This is a genomic window from Cumulibacter soli (genome assembly GCF_004382795.1).
Classification (GTDB): domain Bacteria; phylum Actinomycetota; class Actinomycetes; order Mycobacteriales; family Antricoccaceae; genus Cumulibacter; species Cumulibacter soli.
Genome location: NZ_SMSG01000002.1, coordinates 40,292 through 55,911 on the forward strand (window position 1 = coordinate 40,292; position 15,620 = coordinate 55,911).

General features: G+C 65.4%; 18 protein-coding genes. 4 read left to right on the forward strand and 14 right to left on the reverse strand.

The genetic code is table 11. The features are described 5' to 3' along the window. The first annotated feature begins 2 nt into the window (after nt 1–2). Nucleotides 3–920 carry an alpha/beta hydrolase gene (locus E1H16_RS03955; RefSeq protein WP_134322419.1) on the forward strand — a complete coding sequence of 306 codons (918 nt, stop codon included), beginning with the start codon at nt 3–5 and terminating at the stop codon, nt 918–920. 106 nt (nt 921–1,026) lie between these two features. On the opposite strand, the gene E1H16_RS03960 is transcribed toward E1H16_RS03955, so the two are convergent. Continuing rightward, nucleotides 1,027–1,305, reverse strand: coding sequence for a winged helix-turn-helix transcriptional regulator (locus tag E1H16_RS03960; RefSeq protein WP_166741614.1), 279 nt, complete (start codon nt 1,303–1,305; stop codon nt 1,027–1,029). 196 nt (nt 1,306–1,501) lie between these two features. Here E1H16_RS03960 and E1H16_RS03965 point away from each other — a divergent pair, with 196 nt between their 5' ends. Then, a complete protein-coding gene (locus E1H16_RS03965; protein WP_134322421.1) occupies nt 1,502–2,362 on the forward strand; it encodes an SDR family oxidoreductase in 861 nt (286 codons plus the stop codon). A gap of 77 nt (nt 2,363–2,439) precedes the next feature. Here the strand turns inward: E1H16_RS03965 and E1H16_RS03970 are convergent, their stop codons facing one another. The 11 genes from E1H16_RS03970 to E1H16_RS04020 all read right to left on the reverse strand — a co-directional run bounded on the left by E1H16_RS03970 (nt 2,440) and on the right by E1H16_RS04020 (nt 12,891). Then, a complete protein-coding gene (locus E1H16_RS03970; RefSeq protein WP_134322422.1) occupies nt 2,440–3,603 on the reverse strand; it encodes a PQQ-dependent sugar dehydrogenase in 1,164 nt (387 codons plus the stop codon). Nucleotides 3,604–4,114: 511 nt separating this feature from the next. Further along, nucleotides 4,115–4,396: an SMI1/KNR4 family protein gene (locus E1H16_RS18560; RefSeq protein ID WP_208378846.1), complete on the reverse strand. Its 282-nt coding sequence runs from the start codon at nt 4,394–4,396 to the stop codon at nt 4,115–4,117. 132 nt (nt 4,397–4,528) lie between these two features. Further along, entirely contained in the window at nt 4,529–5,374 is an 846-nt protein-coding gene (gene mutM, locus E1H16_RS03980) for a bifunctional DNA-formamidopyrimidine glycosylase/DNA-(apurinic or apyrimidinic site) lyase (RefSeq protein ID WP_134322423.1), read from the reverse strand. Further along, entirely contained in the window at nt 5,375–6,124 is a 750-nt protein-coding gene (gene rnc / locus E1H16_RS03985) for a ribonuclease III (protein WP_134322424.1), read from the reverse strand. 38 nt (nt 6,125–6,162) lie between these two features. Further along, nucleotides 6,163–6,342, reverse strand: a complete 180-nt coding sequence (rpmF, locus tag E1H16_RS03990; RefSeq protein ID WP_134322425.1) for a 50S ribosomal protein L32 — start codon at nt 6,340–6,342, stop codon at nt 6,163–6,165. 65 nt (nt 6,343–6,407) lie between these two features. Continuing rightward, nucleotides 6,408–6,980 (reverse strand): YceD family protein, encoded by a 573-nt coding sequence (locus E1H16_RS03995; RefSeq protein ID WP_134322426.1) that lies wholly within the window; start codon nt 6,978–6,980, stop codon nt 6,408–6,410. A 143-nt stretch (nt 6,981–7,123) separates the two neighbouring features. Beyond that, the gene (locus tag E1H16_RS04000) at nt 7,124–7,840 is read right to left on the reverse strand and encodes a DivIVA domain-containing protein (protein WP_134322427.1); all 717 of its coding nucleotides are present in this window, start codon (nt 7,838–7,840) and stop codon (nt 7,124–7,126) included. A gap of 32 nt (nt 7,841–7,872) precedes the next feature. Continuing rightward, nucleotides 7,873–8,415 carry a pantetheine-phosphate adenylyltransferase gene (gene coaD, locus E1H16_RS04005; RefSeq protein WP_208378848.1) on the reverse strand — a complete coding sequence of 181 codons (543 nt, stop codon included), beginning with the start codon at nt 8,413–8,415 and terminating at the stop codon, nt 7,873–7,875. Next, nucleotides 8,412–8,969, reverse strand: coding sequence for a 16S rRNA (guanine(966)-N(2))-methyltransferase RsmD (gene rsmD, locus E1H16_RS04010; RefSeq protein ID WP_134322428.1), 558 nt, complete (start codon nt 8,967–8,969; stop codon nt 8,412–8,414). The genes coaD and rsmD overlap by 4 nt, the downstream gene beginning before the upstream one ends. Nucleotides 8,970–8,973: 4 nt before the next feature. Then, nucleotides 8,974–11,235 carry an ATP-dependent DNA helicase RecG gene (locus E1H16_RS04015; protein ID WP_134322429.1) on the reverse strand — a complete coding sequence of 754 codons (2,262 nt, stop codon included), beginning with the start codon at nt 11,233–11,235 and terminating at the stop codon, nt 8,974–8,976. 3 nt (nt 11,236–11,238) lie between these two features. Continuing rightward, nucleotides 11,239–12,891, reverse strand: a complete 1,653-nt coding sequence (locus tag E1H16_RS04020) for a DAK2 domain-containing protein (protein WP_134322430.1) — start codon at nt 12,889–12,891, stop codon at nt 11,239–11,241. Between the two features lie 220 nt (nt 12,892–13,111). Between E1H16_RS04020 and rpmB the strand changes: the two genes are divergently transcribed. Continuing rightward, nucleotides 13,112–13,303 (forward strand): 50S ribosomal protein L28, encoded by a 192-nt coding sequence (rpmB, locus tag E1H16_RS04025; protein WP_134322431.1) that lies wholly within the window; start codon nt 13,112–13,114, stop codon nt 13,301–13,303. Nucleotides 13,304–13,369: 66 nt separating this feature from the next. Here rpmB and E1H16_RS04030 read toward each other — a convergent pair whose 3' ends face one another. Together E1H16_RS04030 and E1H16_RS04035 are read right to left on the reverse strand one after the other, a co-directional pair. Beyond that, on the reverse strand, nt 13,370–13,993 hold the full coding sequence (locus tag E1H16_RS04030; RefSeq protein ID WP_134322432.1) for a cytidylate kinase-like family protein: 624 nt from the start codon (nt 13,991–13,993) through the stop codon (nt 13,370–13,372). A 33-nt stretch (nt 13,994–14,026) separates the two neighbouring features. Next, a complete protein-coding gene (locus E1H16_RS04035) occupies nt 14,027–14,998 on the reverse strand; it encodes a thiamine-phosphate kinase (RefSeq protein ID WP_134322433.1) in 972 nt (323 codons plus the stop codon). A gap of 90 nt (nt 14,999–15,088) precedes the next feature. Here E1H16_RS04035 and E1H16_RS04040 point away from each other — a divergent pair, with 90 nt between their 5' ends. Beyond that, nucleotides 15,089–15,619, forward strand: coding sequence for a DUF3515 domain-containing protein (locus E1H16_RS04040; protein ID WP_243837721.1), 531 nt, complete (start codon nt 15,089–15,091; stop codon nt 15,617–15,619). The last annotated feature ends 1 nt before the right edge of the window (nt 15,620 follow it).

Genomic DNA, 15,620 nt, shown 5'->3' on the forward strand with positions numbered 1-15,620 from the left:
GGATGGATTTCGCGCTGCGCAGCCTCGTTGAACCGGTGTCGGCGACAGCGAAGACCGCTACCGGGGACTTCTACCGGTCAAGGCCTCGCGGCTTCGCAGTATCCGGCTACGACGAACTACTGAAGGTGCGCGCCCAACGCCACTATCAGTTCGGCGGAAATGACCGCGCTGTTGTCGCATCGGTGGCCGCCTCGGATCGAGGCGTACCTGTCAGGATCATCGAACCGCGCGAGCGTCCGGCCGTCGGTGTCCTCCTGCATTTCCCAGGCGGAGGGTTCTATCTGAGCTCGGCCGCCGCCGATGACGAGCGGAACGCCCGCCGTGCGGACGCCACAGGACTCACGATCGTCAGCGTCAACTATCGCCTTGCTCCGGAGAACCCGTGGCCCGCCGCGCCCGACGACTGCGTCGCAGTCGCCGAGTGGCTCGTCAATTGCGCAACCGACCGTTTCGGAACCGACCGGCTACTGATCGGCGGATTCTCGGCGGGTGCGACGTTAGCCGCTGCTACCGCGCTGCGATTACGGCACATCGGAATCGTCGAGGCATTCAGCGGAACGCTGCTGGAAGCAGGCACCTATGACATGAGCGCACACGCGCCGTCCGGTCACACAGTCCTCGACGACTACTTCGTCGAGGCGTACGTCGGCCACGTCGCGGACCGCTGCAACCCCGACATTTCCCCGGCGTACGGCGATTTACGAGGCTTACCGCCCACGCTGCTCGTCGTCGGAAGCGACGACGTCGTGCTGCCCGACAGCCTTCTCATGGCCGCCCGGCTATCGGCAGCGAGCAACGACGTCGACCTTCGGATATACCCCGGCGTCCCACACGGCTTCTCCAACCACCCGACCCCGATCGGCCGCAGAGCGTTGGCGGATATCGATACGTGGCTGCTCGACGCGCTTGCTCACGCGTAAGCGACCCGCGGTTCGAGCAGCAGATCCGTCGACAGCGCGGCGTGATCCATCGCAGCCACCGAGGCACCACGAACGAGATCTCAGGCGTGACGCCTGCTGGTTCGGGCTAGCTGTCGGTGACGATCTCGTCCGCACGCTGCGCAATCCAACTGACCAAGGGCATCATGACCTGAATCAGTTCGATACCAAGGTCGGTCAGGTCGTATTCAACCCGCGGCGGTACTTCCGGATACGCCGTACGCGCGACAAATCCGTCGGCCTCAAGCGTGCGCAACGTCGAGGCGAGCATCTTCTCGCTGATCCCGTCGACCTCACGTCGCAGTTCGCCCCAACGCTTGGTCCCGGCGGCCAAGGCGCTGAGCACCAATACGCCCCACTTACTCATCACGTGGTCCAGGACAACGCGCGTCGGGCACCCGTGAGTAAAGACATCGGGGTTATTCGACCGTAATTCCGCAAGACTTACCTTCACGTAGGTACCTTACGTTAAAGTGGGTACCTCTCGTCCGGAATGTTCCAGCAGGCGCCGGTCGTTGCGCTTCCGGTAGCCGTCATCCCGACGGCCGAAGGGAGCATCAGCCATGACCATCCTCATCACTGCCGCATCAGGCCAGCTCGGCGGCCTGGTCGTCGACGCCATACTAGATCGGGGTGTCGCACCAGAACGCGTCATCGCGACCGCACGCGACACCGCGAAACTGAGCCACTTCTCCGACCGCGGCGTTCGTACGGCCCCGCTCGACTACGACGACCCGGCCACCATTGCTGCCGCCCTGGACGGGGTCGAGAGCGTGCTGCTCGTCTCCTCGAATGCCGTCGGCGGCAGGGTCGACGGCCACCGCAACGTCATCACAGCCGCTAAGGACGCCGGTGTATCGAAGCTGGTCTACACCAGCGCCCCGAACGCGACGACCGCGGACTTTGTCATGGCTCCCGATCACAAGGCGACCGAGGAAGCGATCACCTCCTCGGGAGTTCCGGCGGTGATCCTGCGCAACAACTGGTACACCGAGAACTACATCGACACGGTGCGTCAGGCAGCCCAGACCTCGACGATCGTGGCGAGCGCCGGCGATGGCCGGGTGGCGAGCGCATCGCGCGCTGACTTCGCCGCGGCTGCCGCCACCGTGCTCATCGAGGACGGCCACCTCGGGCAGGTGTACGAACTCGCCGGCGACGTCGCATGGAACTTCACCGAACTCGCGGACGCCGCTTCGCAACTACTCGGCCGCGAGGTGACCTACAGCGCGCTTTCCTACGACGAGCACGTGCAGTCGCTGCAAGAGGCTGGGCTCGACGACGGGACCGCGAACTTCGTGGCCGCTATCGATGACGGCATCCGTCGCGGCGTCCTCGCCGGCACGGACGGGACGCTCGCTCGCCTCATCGGTCGCCCAACGACTCCGCTGATCGAAGGGTTGCGCACCGCGCTCGAGAGATAAGCGAGGGGTCCAGCAGGACGACGTCCTGTTGGACTGATGACCGACGCCGTCGGTCCCGCATTGGCGGTGGGGTTCGGTCAGTCGAGGCCAATCCGCAGGACGCAGTCGTCGTCGGGCCCCGGGTCGCCGCGTCCATCGGTGTTGTTCGTGAGCACCCACAGCGACCCGTCGGCGCCGACGACATCGCGCAGTCGGCCATGCTCGCTCACCATGTGCTCGGACCAGGCCGAGGTGTCGGCCAACGGCACCTCGCGCAGCCGCTCACCGCGCAGGTTGGCGATCCAGATCGACCCGGCGGCGATGGTCATCCCGCTGGGGCTCGCGTCGTCCGGGGACCACTGCTGGATCGGGTCGACGAAGCGGTCGTCGTCGGCGACGCCTTCGACAGTCGGCCAGCCGTAGTTGAGGCCAGGTTCGATCACATTGAGTTCGTCCCAGGTGTCCTGCCCGAACTCGGTGGCATACATCGTGTCGTCGTCCCAGGCCAAGCCCTGGGGGTTGCGGTGCCCGAGACTGTAGACAGGCGAGCCGTCGAACGGGTTGTCGCTCGGCACCCCTCCGTCCGCAGTGAGGCGCAAGATCTTCCCGGACAGGGAATCCAGATCCTGGGCGTCCTGGCTGTTTCCGGCGTCGCCCACGGTCACGTAGAGCATGTCGTCCGGTCCGAAGGCGATTCGGCCGCCGTTGTGGTAACTCGCAGACGGTATGCCGTCGAAGATAACCTCCGGCTCGCCGAGGCCGAGTGACCCCGGATCACCGGTCAGGTCGAAACGCTCCAGGCGGTTCTCATCCCCGGCGGTGAGGTAGGCGAAGAGGAAGCCCTCGCGGACGGTTATGCCGAGCAGGCCGCCCTCGCCCATTGGCGTCACGCCTGCAATCGTGCCGACCTCGCGCGCAGCGCCGTCCCCATCGAGTTCGAGGATGCGGCCGGAGTCCCGTTCGCTGAGCAACGCGGTATCGCCATCGAAAGCGATCGACCACGGCGCTTCGAGTCCGGAGGCAAGCACCGTGACGCTCCCTCCAGCCGCATCAGCGCTGGAGGACGCCGATCCGCACTGCTGCCCCGAGGGCGCTTCCTCAGGTTCATCAGCGCACCCAACCATCAGCCCTGAGGCGGCAAGCGGCACCACCAGGGCTGCGAACCTGCTCAGGCTTCTGCCCGCAGACAGACCGCGCTCGCTTGGGTTGTCCTTACCCCGCCGCGACGTGAGGAAATCGCGCCGTTCTGCCCTGTCGTCCATGCTGCAAAGGTAGGCCGAGCAGCGACCACTTGGGGCCGCTCGTGGTCTCGACCAAGCAGGATTTCCGTGCACGCCTGAACCGTGTGGATGCTGGTGGTGACTCGACACCAGCGATCCAGCCAGCGCGGAGGTCGCTCAGCCGGTGGTTTCGGCCGGACCCTCAGCGGCAACATCTCGCTGTCCACCACCTGGTCATCCGTCCGGCTGAAGCTCCTGGGATAAACGCTTGCGGAGAATGCGTTCATGACATTGGGAAGCAGCGGCCACATGTCAAACTTGCAACCAGAGGCCCACGTCATCGCTGATTGTGTAGGACCCAGAAGCCAGTTTCTCGGCGTAACTCGACAACCAGGCGCGGTAGGAGCCGAACTCGGGTGCCGGGGTGAATCCGTCACTAGGCAAGTAGATCACCTGACCGATCTCACCCGCTGGGAGCGGGTCGAGATCGAGCGCGTATCCCTGGCCTTCGGCGTCTGAGAACTGCAGCCAGCCCCGGCAGTTCGCTAAGGGCCTAACCTTGTCCGACGTCGGCGAGCATGTCGGACTGCTCGACCATCGCCCTGGCGCTCAGTAGCGTGTGGTGGTCGTACAGGGCCAGCAGCCTGGTCGGGTTGTCTTGACCATCGTGGCGGCGAAGGCTCTGGAGGAGATCCGCTGGCAGGTCCCGGCCGACGGTCAGGGCGAGCCGGTCGAGATCGGCCTCCGCAGCGGGGCCGCGGAGAGTTGCCGCGACGTCAGGACTGAGCTCCCTGAGTGTGCGCTCGATGGTGTCCCAGGCATCGTCGATATTCACGCCCCCACCATAAACTTCCAAACGAGCGCCCGATCCGCGTCGACTTCCACAGAAGACCAGTCATCCTCGAAGAACACGTGCGGTTTGAGGAGAATCTGGTCTGCCCATTAGCCGATCCGAGTGAGCAGGCGTCTAGTTCGTGGCCCGTGATCTGCGCTGGCAGCGGGGGCACGAGTAGCTCGAGCGGTTCATGAACTGCTGGCGCACGATCGGCGTACCGCACCGAGAACACGGGCGATCCCGTTGTCCGTAGGCATTCAACGAGCGATCGAAGTACCCCGAAGCGCCATTCACGTTCACGTACAAAGCGTCGAACGACGTACCGCCCTGCGCGAGCGCTTCGCGCATCACCTGCTCGGCGGCCTGCAGTACGCCGCGGATCTGCGCCCGCGACAGCCGGTCGGTCAGCCGTTCACCGTGCAGCCGCGCCGCCCATAACGCCTCATCGGCGTAGATATTGCCGATTCCGGAGACCACACTCTGATCCAGCAGCGCCCGCTTGATGCCGGTGTGCCGTCGTCGGATGCGCGTCACGACGTCCTCGATCGCGAACTCGGGATCAAACGGATCACGAGCGATATGTGCGATAGGCGCAGGCAACTGCGCCCCGCCTTCATCGACCAGTAGGTGTCCGAAAGTACGTTGATCGACGAAGCTCAGCGCCCCACCACCATCGTCGAACTCCAGTCGCACCCGTTCGTGCACAGCCGGCAGGTGCCCTTCCGCCAGGACGAGGACCTGACCGCTCATTCCCAGGTGCACCAGCAGCGCGTCGTCACAGTCCAACTGCAGCCATAGATACTTACCGCGGCGCGCGGTGCCGGTGATGGTGACGCCTTGCAGAAGTGCCTCGATCGGCGCGCCGACGTGGCGGCGTACGGCTCGTGGATGACGCACGGTGGCGTGCGAGATACGGCGGCCGACAAAGTGATCGTGGATGCCCGCGCGCACCACTTCGACCTCGGGTAACTCGGGCATCTACTCGGCCGCGGGCGCTGCCCGCTCCGGCGAGTCAGCCGCGCTGTGCGTTTCGGTGAGCATCAACGAAGTGTCGCGAGCAGCTTCCTGCTCAGCTTCTTTCTTGCTGCGTCCGGTCCCCATGCCGTACGTCGTTTCGCCAACAAGCACGTGAGCTGTGAAAAACCGGCTGTGATCGGGACCGGTCTGCTCGACCCGGTACACCGGACTCGCCAACCCGAGCGCGGCGCATTGTTCCTGCAGGTGCGTTTTCCAATCCAGGCCCGCGCCGGTTTCGACCGCAGCCTCGATCTCTGGGATCAGCACGCGCAGTACGACCGACGCGGCGACCTGCGGCCCGAGATCGATGTGGATCGCACCGAGCACGGCTTCGAACGCATCGGCGAGTATCGAGTCCTTATCGGCGCCGCCGGTTACCACTTCACCGCGGCCCAGCAGAACTAGTTCACCCAGTCCGCCGTCACCCAGCCCGCGGGCAATCTCGGCCAACGCTCGCATGTTGACCACCGCGGAACGTAGCTTCGCCAACCGGCCCTCAGGCAGGTCGGGGTATGCGCGATACAGGTGCTCGGTGACGTGCAGACCAAGCACCGCATCGCCGAGGAATTCCAGCCGCTCGTTCTGCGGCAGGCCGCCGTGCTCGTAGGCGTACGAGCGGTGTGTCAGCGCGAGCGCCAGCGACGCCGGCGGCTCGTCAATTCCCAGGGAAGCACAAAGATGAGCGACTGCCTCTTCAGGCAGATCGCTCACCGTTGGCAGATCCTTAGTCACGGGTTATCCCCGCGACATCAGACCTCGAGGACCTGGCGGCCCGCGTAGTGTCCACAGTTGCCGCACGCGGTGTGCGGACGAACGGGGGCCCCGCAGGCCTTGTTCGCGCACGTGGTCAGCGCGGTCGGCGTGGTCTTCCACTGCGAACGCCGCGAGTGGGTGTTCGCGCGGGACTTCTTACGCTTGGGAACGGCCACAGTTCTTCTCCTACTATCGGGTACTTCTATTTGACAAGCTCAGGTTGGCGCCGCGGCGCCGCCCACTACTGTTCGGTGCTGCCGAACTTCTCCTGCAGCGCCGCCCATCGCGGGTCAATCATTTCGTGGTGATGATCGTCTGGCAGGTCCTCCAGGCGCTCACCGCAGTCCGCACACAGCCCCAGGCAATCGGGGCGGCACAGCGGGGTCAGCGGGACCGCCAGGACGATCGCATTACGCACCACCGGCTCGAGGTCGATACGGTCATCGATCAACCGCGCGACCTCGTCCTCGTCGGTCGTCTCCTCGGTAGCGCTGCCCGGATACGCGAACAACTCCACGATTCGCTCGGACAGCACCTGCTCCACCGGGTCCAGGCAACGTCCACACTCACCGTGTGCCGTGGCGCTGACCGTGCCGGAGACCAGCACGCCCTCGGCGACCGACTCGAGCCGTAGATCGAGGTCGACCTCATCCTCGAGGTCAACCTTCATCAAGTCGACACCGAGCTCGTCCAGTGCCGGCGCCGTACGATTCACCTGCAGCATCGCTCCCGGGCGACGACCAAGTTCCCGCGTGTCGAGCACATATGGGCCCGACGCGGGGTGCTTACGCGCGTGAGCGCGGTCTGTAGTCATCTCACCTGGTGCGATACGAAGGTGTCTCGCACGAGTCCGCCTCGACGAGTGGCCCGGATTTCCGAACCAGCGGACAAGGTTACCTCAGCAGCGCTAGGCCTGGCGAGCCTCACGCGGTCGACTGCCGCGGTTGCCGACGAAGATCACACTCGATCGTCGGGGTAGTAATCCGCGCGCCCACCCGAGCGTCGGCCGTGCGCGGCATCGCGACCGCGTTCGACCGTCGCGCTGAGCTTCTGCAGCGTCAGCGACAGGTTCGCGAGCTGGTCCTCGACGTACTCGTCGGCATCGGAGCGCAATTTCGCAGCCTCCCGCTCCGCCTGACTGCGCACGTCCTCGGCGGCGTTCACCGCGGCGCGGTGCACTTCGTGATCCGAGACCAGGCGGGCGTGCTCATCGTGCGCCGCCTGGACTGTGCCGTCGGCCTTGGCGCGAGCGGTCTCCCCGATCGCGGTGGCCTCCGCCTGGGCGCCGGCGACGATCCGGTCGGCGTCGCTGTTCGCCTTGTCGATGGTGCGCTGCTGGTACTCGTCGGTCTCGCTGGTCACGCGCTGCCGGTAGTCGTCGGCCTCGGCGGTCGTACGCTCAGCGCTCTCGCGCGCCTCCACGACCAGCCGGTTGGCCTCGTTGTTACACGACTCTTCGACTCGAGCGGCCTCGTCACGAGCGGACGTGATGATGTCGTCGCGCTGCTCCAGGATCTCGCGGGCGTCCTCGAGTCCGCCCGGAAACGCGTCACGCAGGTCGTCGAGCAGATCGAGCAGCACCGGTCGGTTAATGATCGCGGACGACGACATCGGCACGCCCTTGGCGTTTTCGACCGCGTCGATAATTTCATCGAGAATCTCAAAAACCCGCATCCGCGTGCACTTCCCTATCCGTGTGGACTCACTTAGGCGTCGGCGTTCTCAGCCAGCCTCTTCATCAGCGCGTCGTACGCCGCTCGGGACAGAAAACTGCGCACGTCGCCGCCGTTGGTGGCGACTTCCTTCACCAGGCTCGAGGATATGTAAGAGTGCTCCGGGTTCGTTGTCAAAAAGAGCGTTTCGACCCCAGCGATTTTGTGATTCATCTGCGACATCTGGATTTCGTAGTCGAAATCGGTCGCGACCCGCAGGCCCTTCACGATCGCCGAGACGTTGTTCTGGGTGCAGTAATCCACCAGCAGGCCGCTCATCGAATCGACCCGCACGTTGTCCAGACCGGCTTCGGCGGCCGTCTCCAGCACGAGTTGCTGGCGCTCCTCGAGAGTGAAAAGCGTCTTCTTACTCGGGTTCACCAGCGACAACGCGATGACCTCATCGAAGATCTGCGCCGCTCGCGCGATGATGTCCAGATGTCCGTTGTGCAACGGATCGAAGGAGCCGGGACACACCGCCCTACGGATCGGTCGAGAGATGCTCTGCGGTGCTGAAGATTCGGGCTGCGCGCTCATAGTGGCCGACCGTACCAAAGCACTGTTTCGCCGTACCGCCGCTGGTTCAACGCTTCGATGCCGTCCGGCCAGTCCCAATCACTGCGCCGATCACGCTCCAGCACCAGCAGCCCGTCCCGATCAATGACCGCATCGTTGAGGATTCGCCGAATGTGCTCGGCGATCTCGTCAGCGTCGTCGGCGTACGGCGGATCCAGGAACACGACATTCGCGCTGAGCCCGTGCAGCCCGGCGAGCGCCACCGACACGCTGCTGGTGATCACCTGGGCCCGATCCTCGAGCCGCAACTCTCGCACGTTCGCGGCTATCACCCGTGACGCCTCTTTGGCGGATTCGACCAGGACGGCGCGCGGTGCACCGCGACTGAGGGCTTCTAGGCCGACCGCGCCGCTGCCGGCGTACAGGTCGAGAAACGGCCCGTCGGCGAGGTCGACGCGCGCAGCCAGCGAGGAGAACAGTGCTTCGCGGGTCCGATCGGAGGTCGGCCGCGTCCCGCGTCCGCTAGGTGTGGCTAACCGACGGCCACCGAACTCGCCGGCGATGATGCGGCTCATCGACTCACCCCTTCAGCAGGTAATCGGTGGTGCGCTGCGAATCCAATGAGGCCAGCATGCTGCGCAGCATCGGGTGCTCGGCCAATGACGGGTCTTCGGCCACAACCGCGTCGCAGATCTCCCGCGCCTGAGTGATGATCTCGGCGTCCTGAATCAGCGACAGCAGCTTGACGTTGGTTTGCTTTCCGGATTGTTCGGCGCCGAGGATATTGCCTTCACGGCGCAACTCGAGGTCGCGTTCGGCGATCACGAATCCGTCGGTGGACGCCTCCAAAATCCGCAGACGTTCAAACCCGCGACTCGCCGGATGCACCGGAGTCACCAGCAGGCACAGTCCGGCAAGTTTGCCGCGTCCCACGCGACCACGTAACTGGTGCAGCGTGGCCAGGCCGAACAGATCGGCGTCCAAGACCACCATCACGGTCGCGTTCGGTACATCGACACCTACCTCGATCACGGTCGTCGAGACGAGCACATCGATCTGCCGATCACCGAAGCGCCGCATGATCTCGTCCTTCTCATCACCACCGAGGCGTCCATGCAGCATGCCCACGCGCAAACCCTGCAGCGGGCCTTCACGCAACCACTGTTCGACCTGCGCAACCGCGGCCGAGACGCGCTTGGACTCTTTCGCCGAGCCACCCGAGGACTGCGACCCGTCGCCGTCGTCGTCGAGTTCGTCGGGCTCGTCCTCGTCGAGTCCGATCCGCGGGCACACGACGTACGCCTGACGCCCCTGCGCAACCTCCTCGCGGATTCGTTCCCACGCTCGGTCCACCCAACTCGGTTTCTCTTGTGACGAAATCGCCGTCGTGGCGATCGGCGAACGTCCCGCCGGCAAGTCAGACATCACCAGCACGTCCAAGTCGCCGAAGGCAGTCATCGCGATCGTCCGTGGAATCGGAGTCGCAGTCATCACCAACGTATGCGGGACGGCGCCACCGCCGCCTTTGCGACGCAGTACGTCGCGCTGCTCGACGCCGAATCGGTGCTGCTCGTCGACGACCACGAAACCGAGATCGGCGAAGGTGACCTTCTCCTCAAGTAACGCGTGCGTCCCGATCACGATGTGCGCCGCGCCCGACGCCGCATCCAACAGTGCTTGTTTGCGCCGCGCGGCAGGCATTCCCGCAGAGAGGACGACAACCTTGATCGCATCCTCGTGCGCGCCCAGCGTGCCCGGCTCACCGAACGGGGCTAGTAACTGCTGGATCGAACGGGCATGTTGGTGGGCCAAAACCTCGGTCGGGGCAAGCATCGCGCTCTGCCCGCCGCTAGCGGCGACCTGAAGCATCGCACGCAGCGCCACCAGCGTCTTGCCCGATCCGACGTCACCCTGCAACAGCCGGTGCATCGGATGCTCGCGGGCAAGCTCGGCGGCCAACACCTCGCCAGCGTTGCGCTGCCCAGCGGTCAGCTCGAAGGGCAGCGCCGCATCGAAGGCACTCAGCAACCCCCCGTCCGGGAGCGGACGCGGTATCGCCGGCGCCAATGAGGTCTGCTTGCGCTGCACGCTCAGCGCAAGTTGGATCGTCAGCGCCTCTTGCAGCTTCAACCGCGCATCGGCGGCGCGGACCTGAGACATGTCCTTCGGTCGATGCTTATATCTGAATGCGGTGTCGAGATCTATCAGCCCAAGCCGTTCCCGATCCGCGCTCGGCAGCGGATCGTCGATCGGCGGCAGCACGTCCAGCGTTGTTTCCACGCACCGGCGGATCTTCCCGCTATCGAGCCCCTCCTTCGCCGGATAGATCGGCATCATCCGTTCGGAGAAGGCAGTGATATCGGTGAAGGTGAGTCCGTTCTGGCCGCTCGCCGGTTCGGGCATACCGGCGCCGTCGACGAGCAACTCACAGCTCGGGTTGTTGAGTTGCCAGGCATTGTTGAAGTGGCCGACCACGCCGGTGAACAGTCCCTGTTCGCCCGACAGAAGGCGTTTGGCAACCCACGGCTGATTCCAGAACACCGCCTCGATCGACCCGCTGCCGAGTCCGAGTTTCACGACGCTGCGCCCTTTAGGCCCACGTCCACGCTGCCTGGATCCGGGACGCGCCGGTATCCAGGTGGACTCCAGAACAGTCGCGTGGAACGTGACCGCTTGACCCAGGGTGAGATCGGATTCCGAGCTCACTTCGCCCAACTGCAGGTACTTGCGCGGGTAATGCGTCAGCAGGTCGATGACCGACGAAAACTCCAGTTTCGCCGCGAGCGCCTTAGCCGAGCGCGCACCGATGACATCTGTCAGCGATGAGTCGACGGTGACCACGTACTACTCCACTCCCAGAATGACGGGGCGATCTGGATGCCCACCGGGCAACGTGACGAGCTCAATCTCCGGGTGCCGACGAGCCAGGTCGGCCTCGAGATCCTCGGCTAGCCCGTCCGGCGCGCGGGGTCCAACAACCAGGGTCACCATTTCACCTCCGGTGGCGAGCATCAGGTCCAGCAGCGCGATCGTGACTTCGAGGATGGACTCACCGATGGTGACGACGTCCGACCCGACGAGCCCGATCACGTCTCCGGCGCGACACGGTCCGACCATCGTGAGTGCGTCGCGGGCAGCGACTGTGACCTCGGCGTACCGGGTAGCCGCCGCCGCCTCGGCCATCGCCATGGCGTCATCGCCGAAGTAGCGGTCCTCGTCACGTACCGCGAGCGCCGCGACGCCCTGGACCACGGATTTGGTGGGTACGACCGCGACCTCAATTCCCGCCGAACGGGCCTCCGCGGCCGCGGCGTCGGCGACGGCGGCGCAATCGCCCTCGTTCGGCAGGATCACGACCTTCTTGGCACGCGTGCGCTCAATCGCGGCGAGCACCTCGGCGGTGGACGGGCGACGATTGCCTCCGCTGTCGACCACCTGGGCGCCTTCGGCCGCGAACACATCGCGCAGCGCATTTCCCGGCGCGATCGCGACGACACCGACCGTTACGTTTGCCTCGTCCTCGACGAAGGCTTCGAGGTAGGTCACCTCGATCGCACTCGGCCGCCCGGCCGTCAACCCAGCTTCGATCGCCGCTCCGACGTCGGCGGTGTGCACATGCACCTTGTGCACGGCGGCGACCTCAGGTCCATCGGCGCTCGCGACGACCACGCTGTCACCGATCCGTTGCAGTTGCGCAGTGAGGTGCTCAGCGGCCGAGGGCGACAACTCGAGCAGGTACACCACCTCGTACTGTGCCGAAGCGATCGGCGAGAGTGGTTCGGGCTCCAGATCCGGATCGCGGTGCGCCCAGCGTCGCCCGCCCGCCGGCGTGCCGGACGTGACCACGGCGAGCGCATCGAGAATGATCGATAGGCCGCGGCCGCCGGCATCGACGACGCCCGCGCGCCGCAGCACATCAAGCTGGTCGGGCGTATGACGAACCGCCTCGGCCGCGGCGGCGGCGGCCGCGGTGGTCACGGCCGCGACTCCGGCAACGGTGCGCGCGACGTGTACCGCAGCTTGCTCGGCGGCGTCCGCGGCGCGATCGGCGACTGTGAGGATAGTGCCCTCTGCCGGGTCGCCGACTGAATCCCGGGCACGCTCCGCGCCACGCCTGATCCCAGCGGCAAGGAGCGCCGGCGCGTCGGTGAGCGGCTCACCGTCGGCCAGCGAGCCGAGCACTTCGGCCATTCCACGCACGAACTGACTCAGGATGACGCCGGAATTCCCGCGCGCGCCCAGCAGGGCACCGCGGGCCATTACCGCGGCCGCCGACGCGAGTGCGGAGGGCCGCTCCCGCCTCAATGCGTCGGTCATCGCTCGCAGTGTCAGCAACATATTCGTCCCGGTATCGCCGTCCGGGACCGGGAACACATTGAGCCGATCGATTTCGTCGCGATGCGCGCCGAGTGCCTGCACGGCCGCCGCACACCACAGACGCACGGTGCGCGCGTCGATCCGCGGCCCCTGCGTATCAGCGTCCGGCGAGGTGGGCATGCGGATCCTTCCTGCGAGGCGTGCGGTGCCCACCTAGATTAAGCGATCGGCAGTAGCCACCGACGGATCGCCAAGGGATCTGCGAAGATCGATCCGTCGCGACGTCCGACGGGGTAAATGTGGCGCAGCCGACGACCGGCCGACTTTACGAATAACCGGCCAGCCGTTACTCTAGTCAGGTTGTCATCTGCACATTTTCTCGATTTTTCCAGGAGTTCCCGTGGCTAGCGTTTGCGACGTCTGTGGCAAGAAGCCGTCTTTCGGCAAGTCCGTGTCACACTCTCACCGCCGTACCAGCCGTCGTTGGAACCCGAACATCCAGCGCGTGCACGCGGTCGTTTCCGGTGGCACCCACAAGTCTCTGAATGCCTGCACGACCTGCATCAAGAGCGGCAAGGTCGTCAAGGGCTAACACGACGCATCCGAAAGGGCAGCGGCCATTCTGGTCGCTGCCCTTTTTCTCGTTGTTCGCCCAAAGTCAGGCGACACGCCCGCTCAGCGCCGCCTGCAGTATCTCCACAGTGGCGGTCTCGGTCAGTCTGGTCTGGTCGATGACGAGGTCGTACAGTGCGGCATCCGCGAGGTTGGTGCGATAGAAGGTTTTGCCGTACGCCAATCGTGCCTTGTCGTTGGCATCCACCGTCTCGGCCGCCTCACGCACGGACAACTTCTTCGACGCCGCGAACGCTTCGATGCGGCGCTCTCGAGCTCCGGTCAGCCGCACATGCAGCGCCTCGGGGAAGTCGCGCAACACGACGGCGCCGGCACGTCCGACGAACACTCCCCCGGATTCGGCGGCGATGCTACGCATGACGCGCTCCGTCGTCTCGATGAACTTGCGCTCATCGACGGCACTGCCCTGCGCGAGCACTTCGGTACCGCTGATGTCCGGCACCACCGCCATCGCGCTAATCAGCCGCCACAACCCGGTCGCTGCGCGGTTGTCCTGGGCGAGCACGTCGTCCATCGGGATGCCCAACTCACGTGAGACCGTGCGGGGTACCGCACGATCCACGAACGGGATACTCAGGCGTTGAGCGAGCAGGGAGCCGATGTGAGAGCCACGCACACCGAACGCCGTACTAACTGTGATTACCGTCATATCTAGATGATGTCATCTCTGCTCATCGGCGTCCTACCGATCACCAAAGTGTGTCCAGCCGGTGACCTCCGGCGCTGCGCCGTCGAGGGTGACACGCGGCCCCTCCGTCGAAGCCTCACGGACCTCGCCGACGACGTGCCACCCTTCGGGAACGCGATCAGCTGGGTACGTTGCAGCCAATGCATGATCCTCGCCGCCGGCGGTGATCCACTGCAACGGATCGGCGCCGAGTGCGCCGGCAATCTCGGCCATCCGCGGCGGAATCTCAAAACTACCGCCGGCCACATCGATCCAGACACCGCTTGCTTTAGCGATGTGCCCCAGATCCGCCAACAACCCGTCGCTGACGTCGCACATCGCGTGTGCGCCATGCGCAAGCGCCCGCGGGCCCTCGGCGTACGGCGGCTGCGGACGGCGATGCGCCTCGATGAACGCCTTACCTGAGCGGAACCCCCGCGACAGAATCGCTAATCCGGCCGCCGCATGTCCCAGCGTGCCGGCGACCGCGACCACATCACCGGGCACCGCGCCCGAGCGCACCACCGCGGCATGTCCACCCAGGTCCCCGAGAGCGGTCACGCTGATCACGATCGCATCGCTGCTGGACATATCGCCGCCGACGAGGGCTGCACCGGCGGTCGCACATTCGTCACGCACGCCGAGACTGAACGAATCCAGCCAACGCAGTTCGGTCTGCGCCGGGCACGCCACCCCAATCACGACCGAGGTAGCGCGCGCACCCATCGCAGCAATATCCGCGACCGCGGACGCGACAACGCGGTGACCGATGTCCTCGGCACTGGACCAGTCTTGCCGGAAGTGCCGCCCCTCGACGTACACGTCGGTGCTGATGACCACGCGCTGGTCGGGGGCCGCCACCACTGCCGCGTCATCTCCCGGACCGATGATCACCTCACCGCCGGTATCGGCGCCGGCGGTAGTGACGATCCGATCTATGACGCCGAATTCTCCGGCCGCGCCTACTGTCTGACTGTCGTTCTGCACGCGTTGACGTTAGCAATCCTGCCCGCCGCGACGATCACACCGTCACCGCCGACCCGACTTCCGCATGCCACATAGACTGGCCCGGTGCCCATGTCGCCCGCTCGCAAAGCAACCGCAATCGCCGTACCCGCAGCACTAGTTGCTGGCGGACTGACCGCATGGATCATCGGCAGCAACCTGCCCGACGATGAGGAATCGGCGGACACCGGACCGCTGACGAGCGTGAGTGTCGAGGAGATGGACGGCACCGAAGACCAGTGCGCGAACCTGGTGATCGGGCTGCCGGATTCGCTGCAGGGCAATGACAAGCGAGCGGTCAAAGGCCATCCGGGATCGTTGGCCTGGGGTGACCCGCCGACCACCCTGGTGTGTGGCGTGGCGAAGCCGGACGGACTCGATGATCCCGCGCCTAACCTCACTGCGGTGAACGGCGTGACATGGCTGATCACCCAGGACGTCGACACCTCCGCTTACGGGCTTCCCGGCAACAACGTGTTGTGGGTCGCCGTCGATCGCGAGGTATACGTCGCGGTCGCCGTACCGACCGAGACCTCAGGCAGCGGCGTGATTTCGCCGATCTCGACCACGATTGGCGAGCGACTGAAGTCGACCGGAGCCTGAG

Excerpts from the sequence above, each read along its gene's own strand:
- E1H16_RS03955 (WP_134322419.1), top strand. The coding sequence starts at position 3 with ATGGATTTCGCGCTGCGCAGCCTCGTTGAACCGGTGTCGGCGACAGCG.
- E1H16_RS03960 (WP_166741614.1), bottom strand. The coding sequence starts at position 1,305 with ATGAGTAAGTGGGGCGTATTGGTGCTCAGCGCCTTGGCCGCCGGGACC.
- E1H16_RS03965 (WP_134322421.1), top strand. The coding sequence starts at position 1,502 with ATGACCATCCTCATCACTGCCGCATCAGGCCAGCTCGGCGGCCTGGTC.
- E1H16_RS03970 (WP_134322422.1), bottom strand. The coding sequence starts at position 3,603 with ATGGACGACAGGGCAGAACGGCGCGATTTCCTCACGTCGCGGCGGGGT.
- mutM (WP_134322423.1), bottom strand. The coding sequence starts at position 5,374 with ATGCCCGAGTTACCCGAGGTCGAAGTGGTGCGCGCGGGCATCCACGAT.
- E1H16_RS03995 (WP_134322426.1), bottom strand. The coding sequence starts at position 6,980 with ATGACTACAGACCGCGCTCACGCGCGTAAGCACCCCGCGTCGGGCCCA.
- E1H16_RS04000 (WP_134322427.1), bottom strand. The coding sequence starts at position 7,840 with ATGCGGGTTTTTGAGATTCTCGATGAAATTATCGACGCGGTCGAAAAC.
- coaD (WP_208378848.1), bottom strand. The coding sequence starts at position 8,415 with ATGAGCGCGCAGCCCGAATCTTCAGCACCGCAGAGCATCTCTCGACCG.
- rsmD (WP_134322428.1), bottom strand. The coding sequence starts at position 8,969 with ATGAGCCGCATCATCGCCGGCGAGTTCGGTGGCCGTCGGTTAGCCACA.
- E1H16_RS04020 (WP_134322430.1), bottom strand. The coding sequence starts at position 12,891 with ATGCCCACCTCGCCGGACGCTGATACGCAGGGGCCGCGGATCGACGCG.
- E1H16_RS04030 (WP_134322432.1), bottom strand. The coding sequence starts at position 13,993 with ATGACGGTAATCACAGTTAGTACGGCGTTCGGTGTGCGTGGCTCTCAC.
- E1H16_RS04040 (WP_243837721.1), top strand. The coding sequence starts at position 15,089 with ATGTCGCCCGCTCGCAAAGCAACCGCAATCGCCGTACCCGCAGCACTA.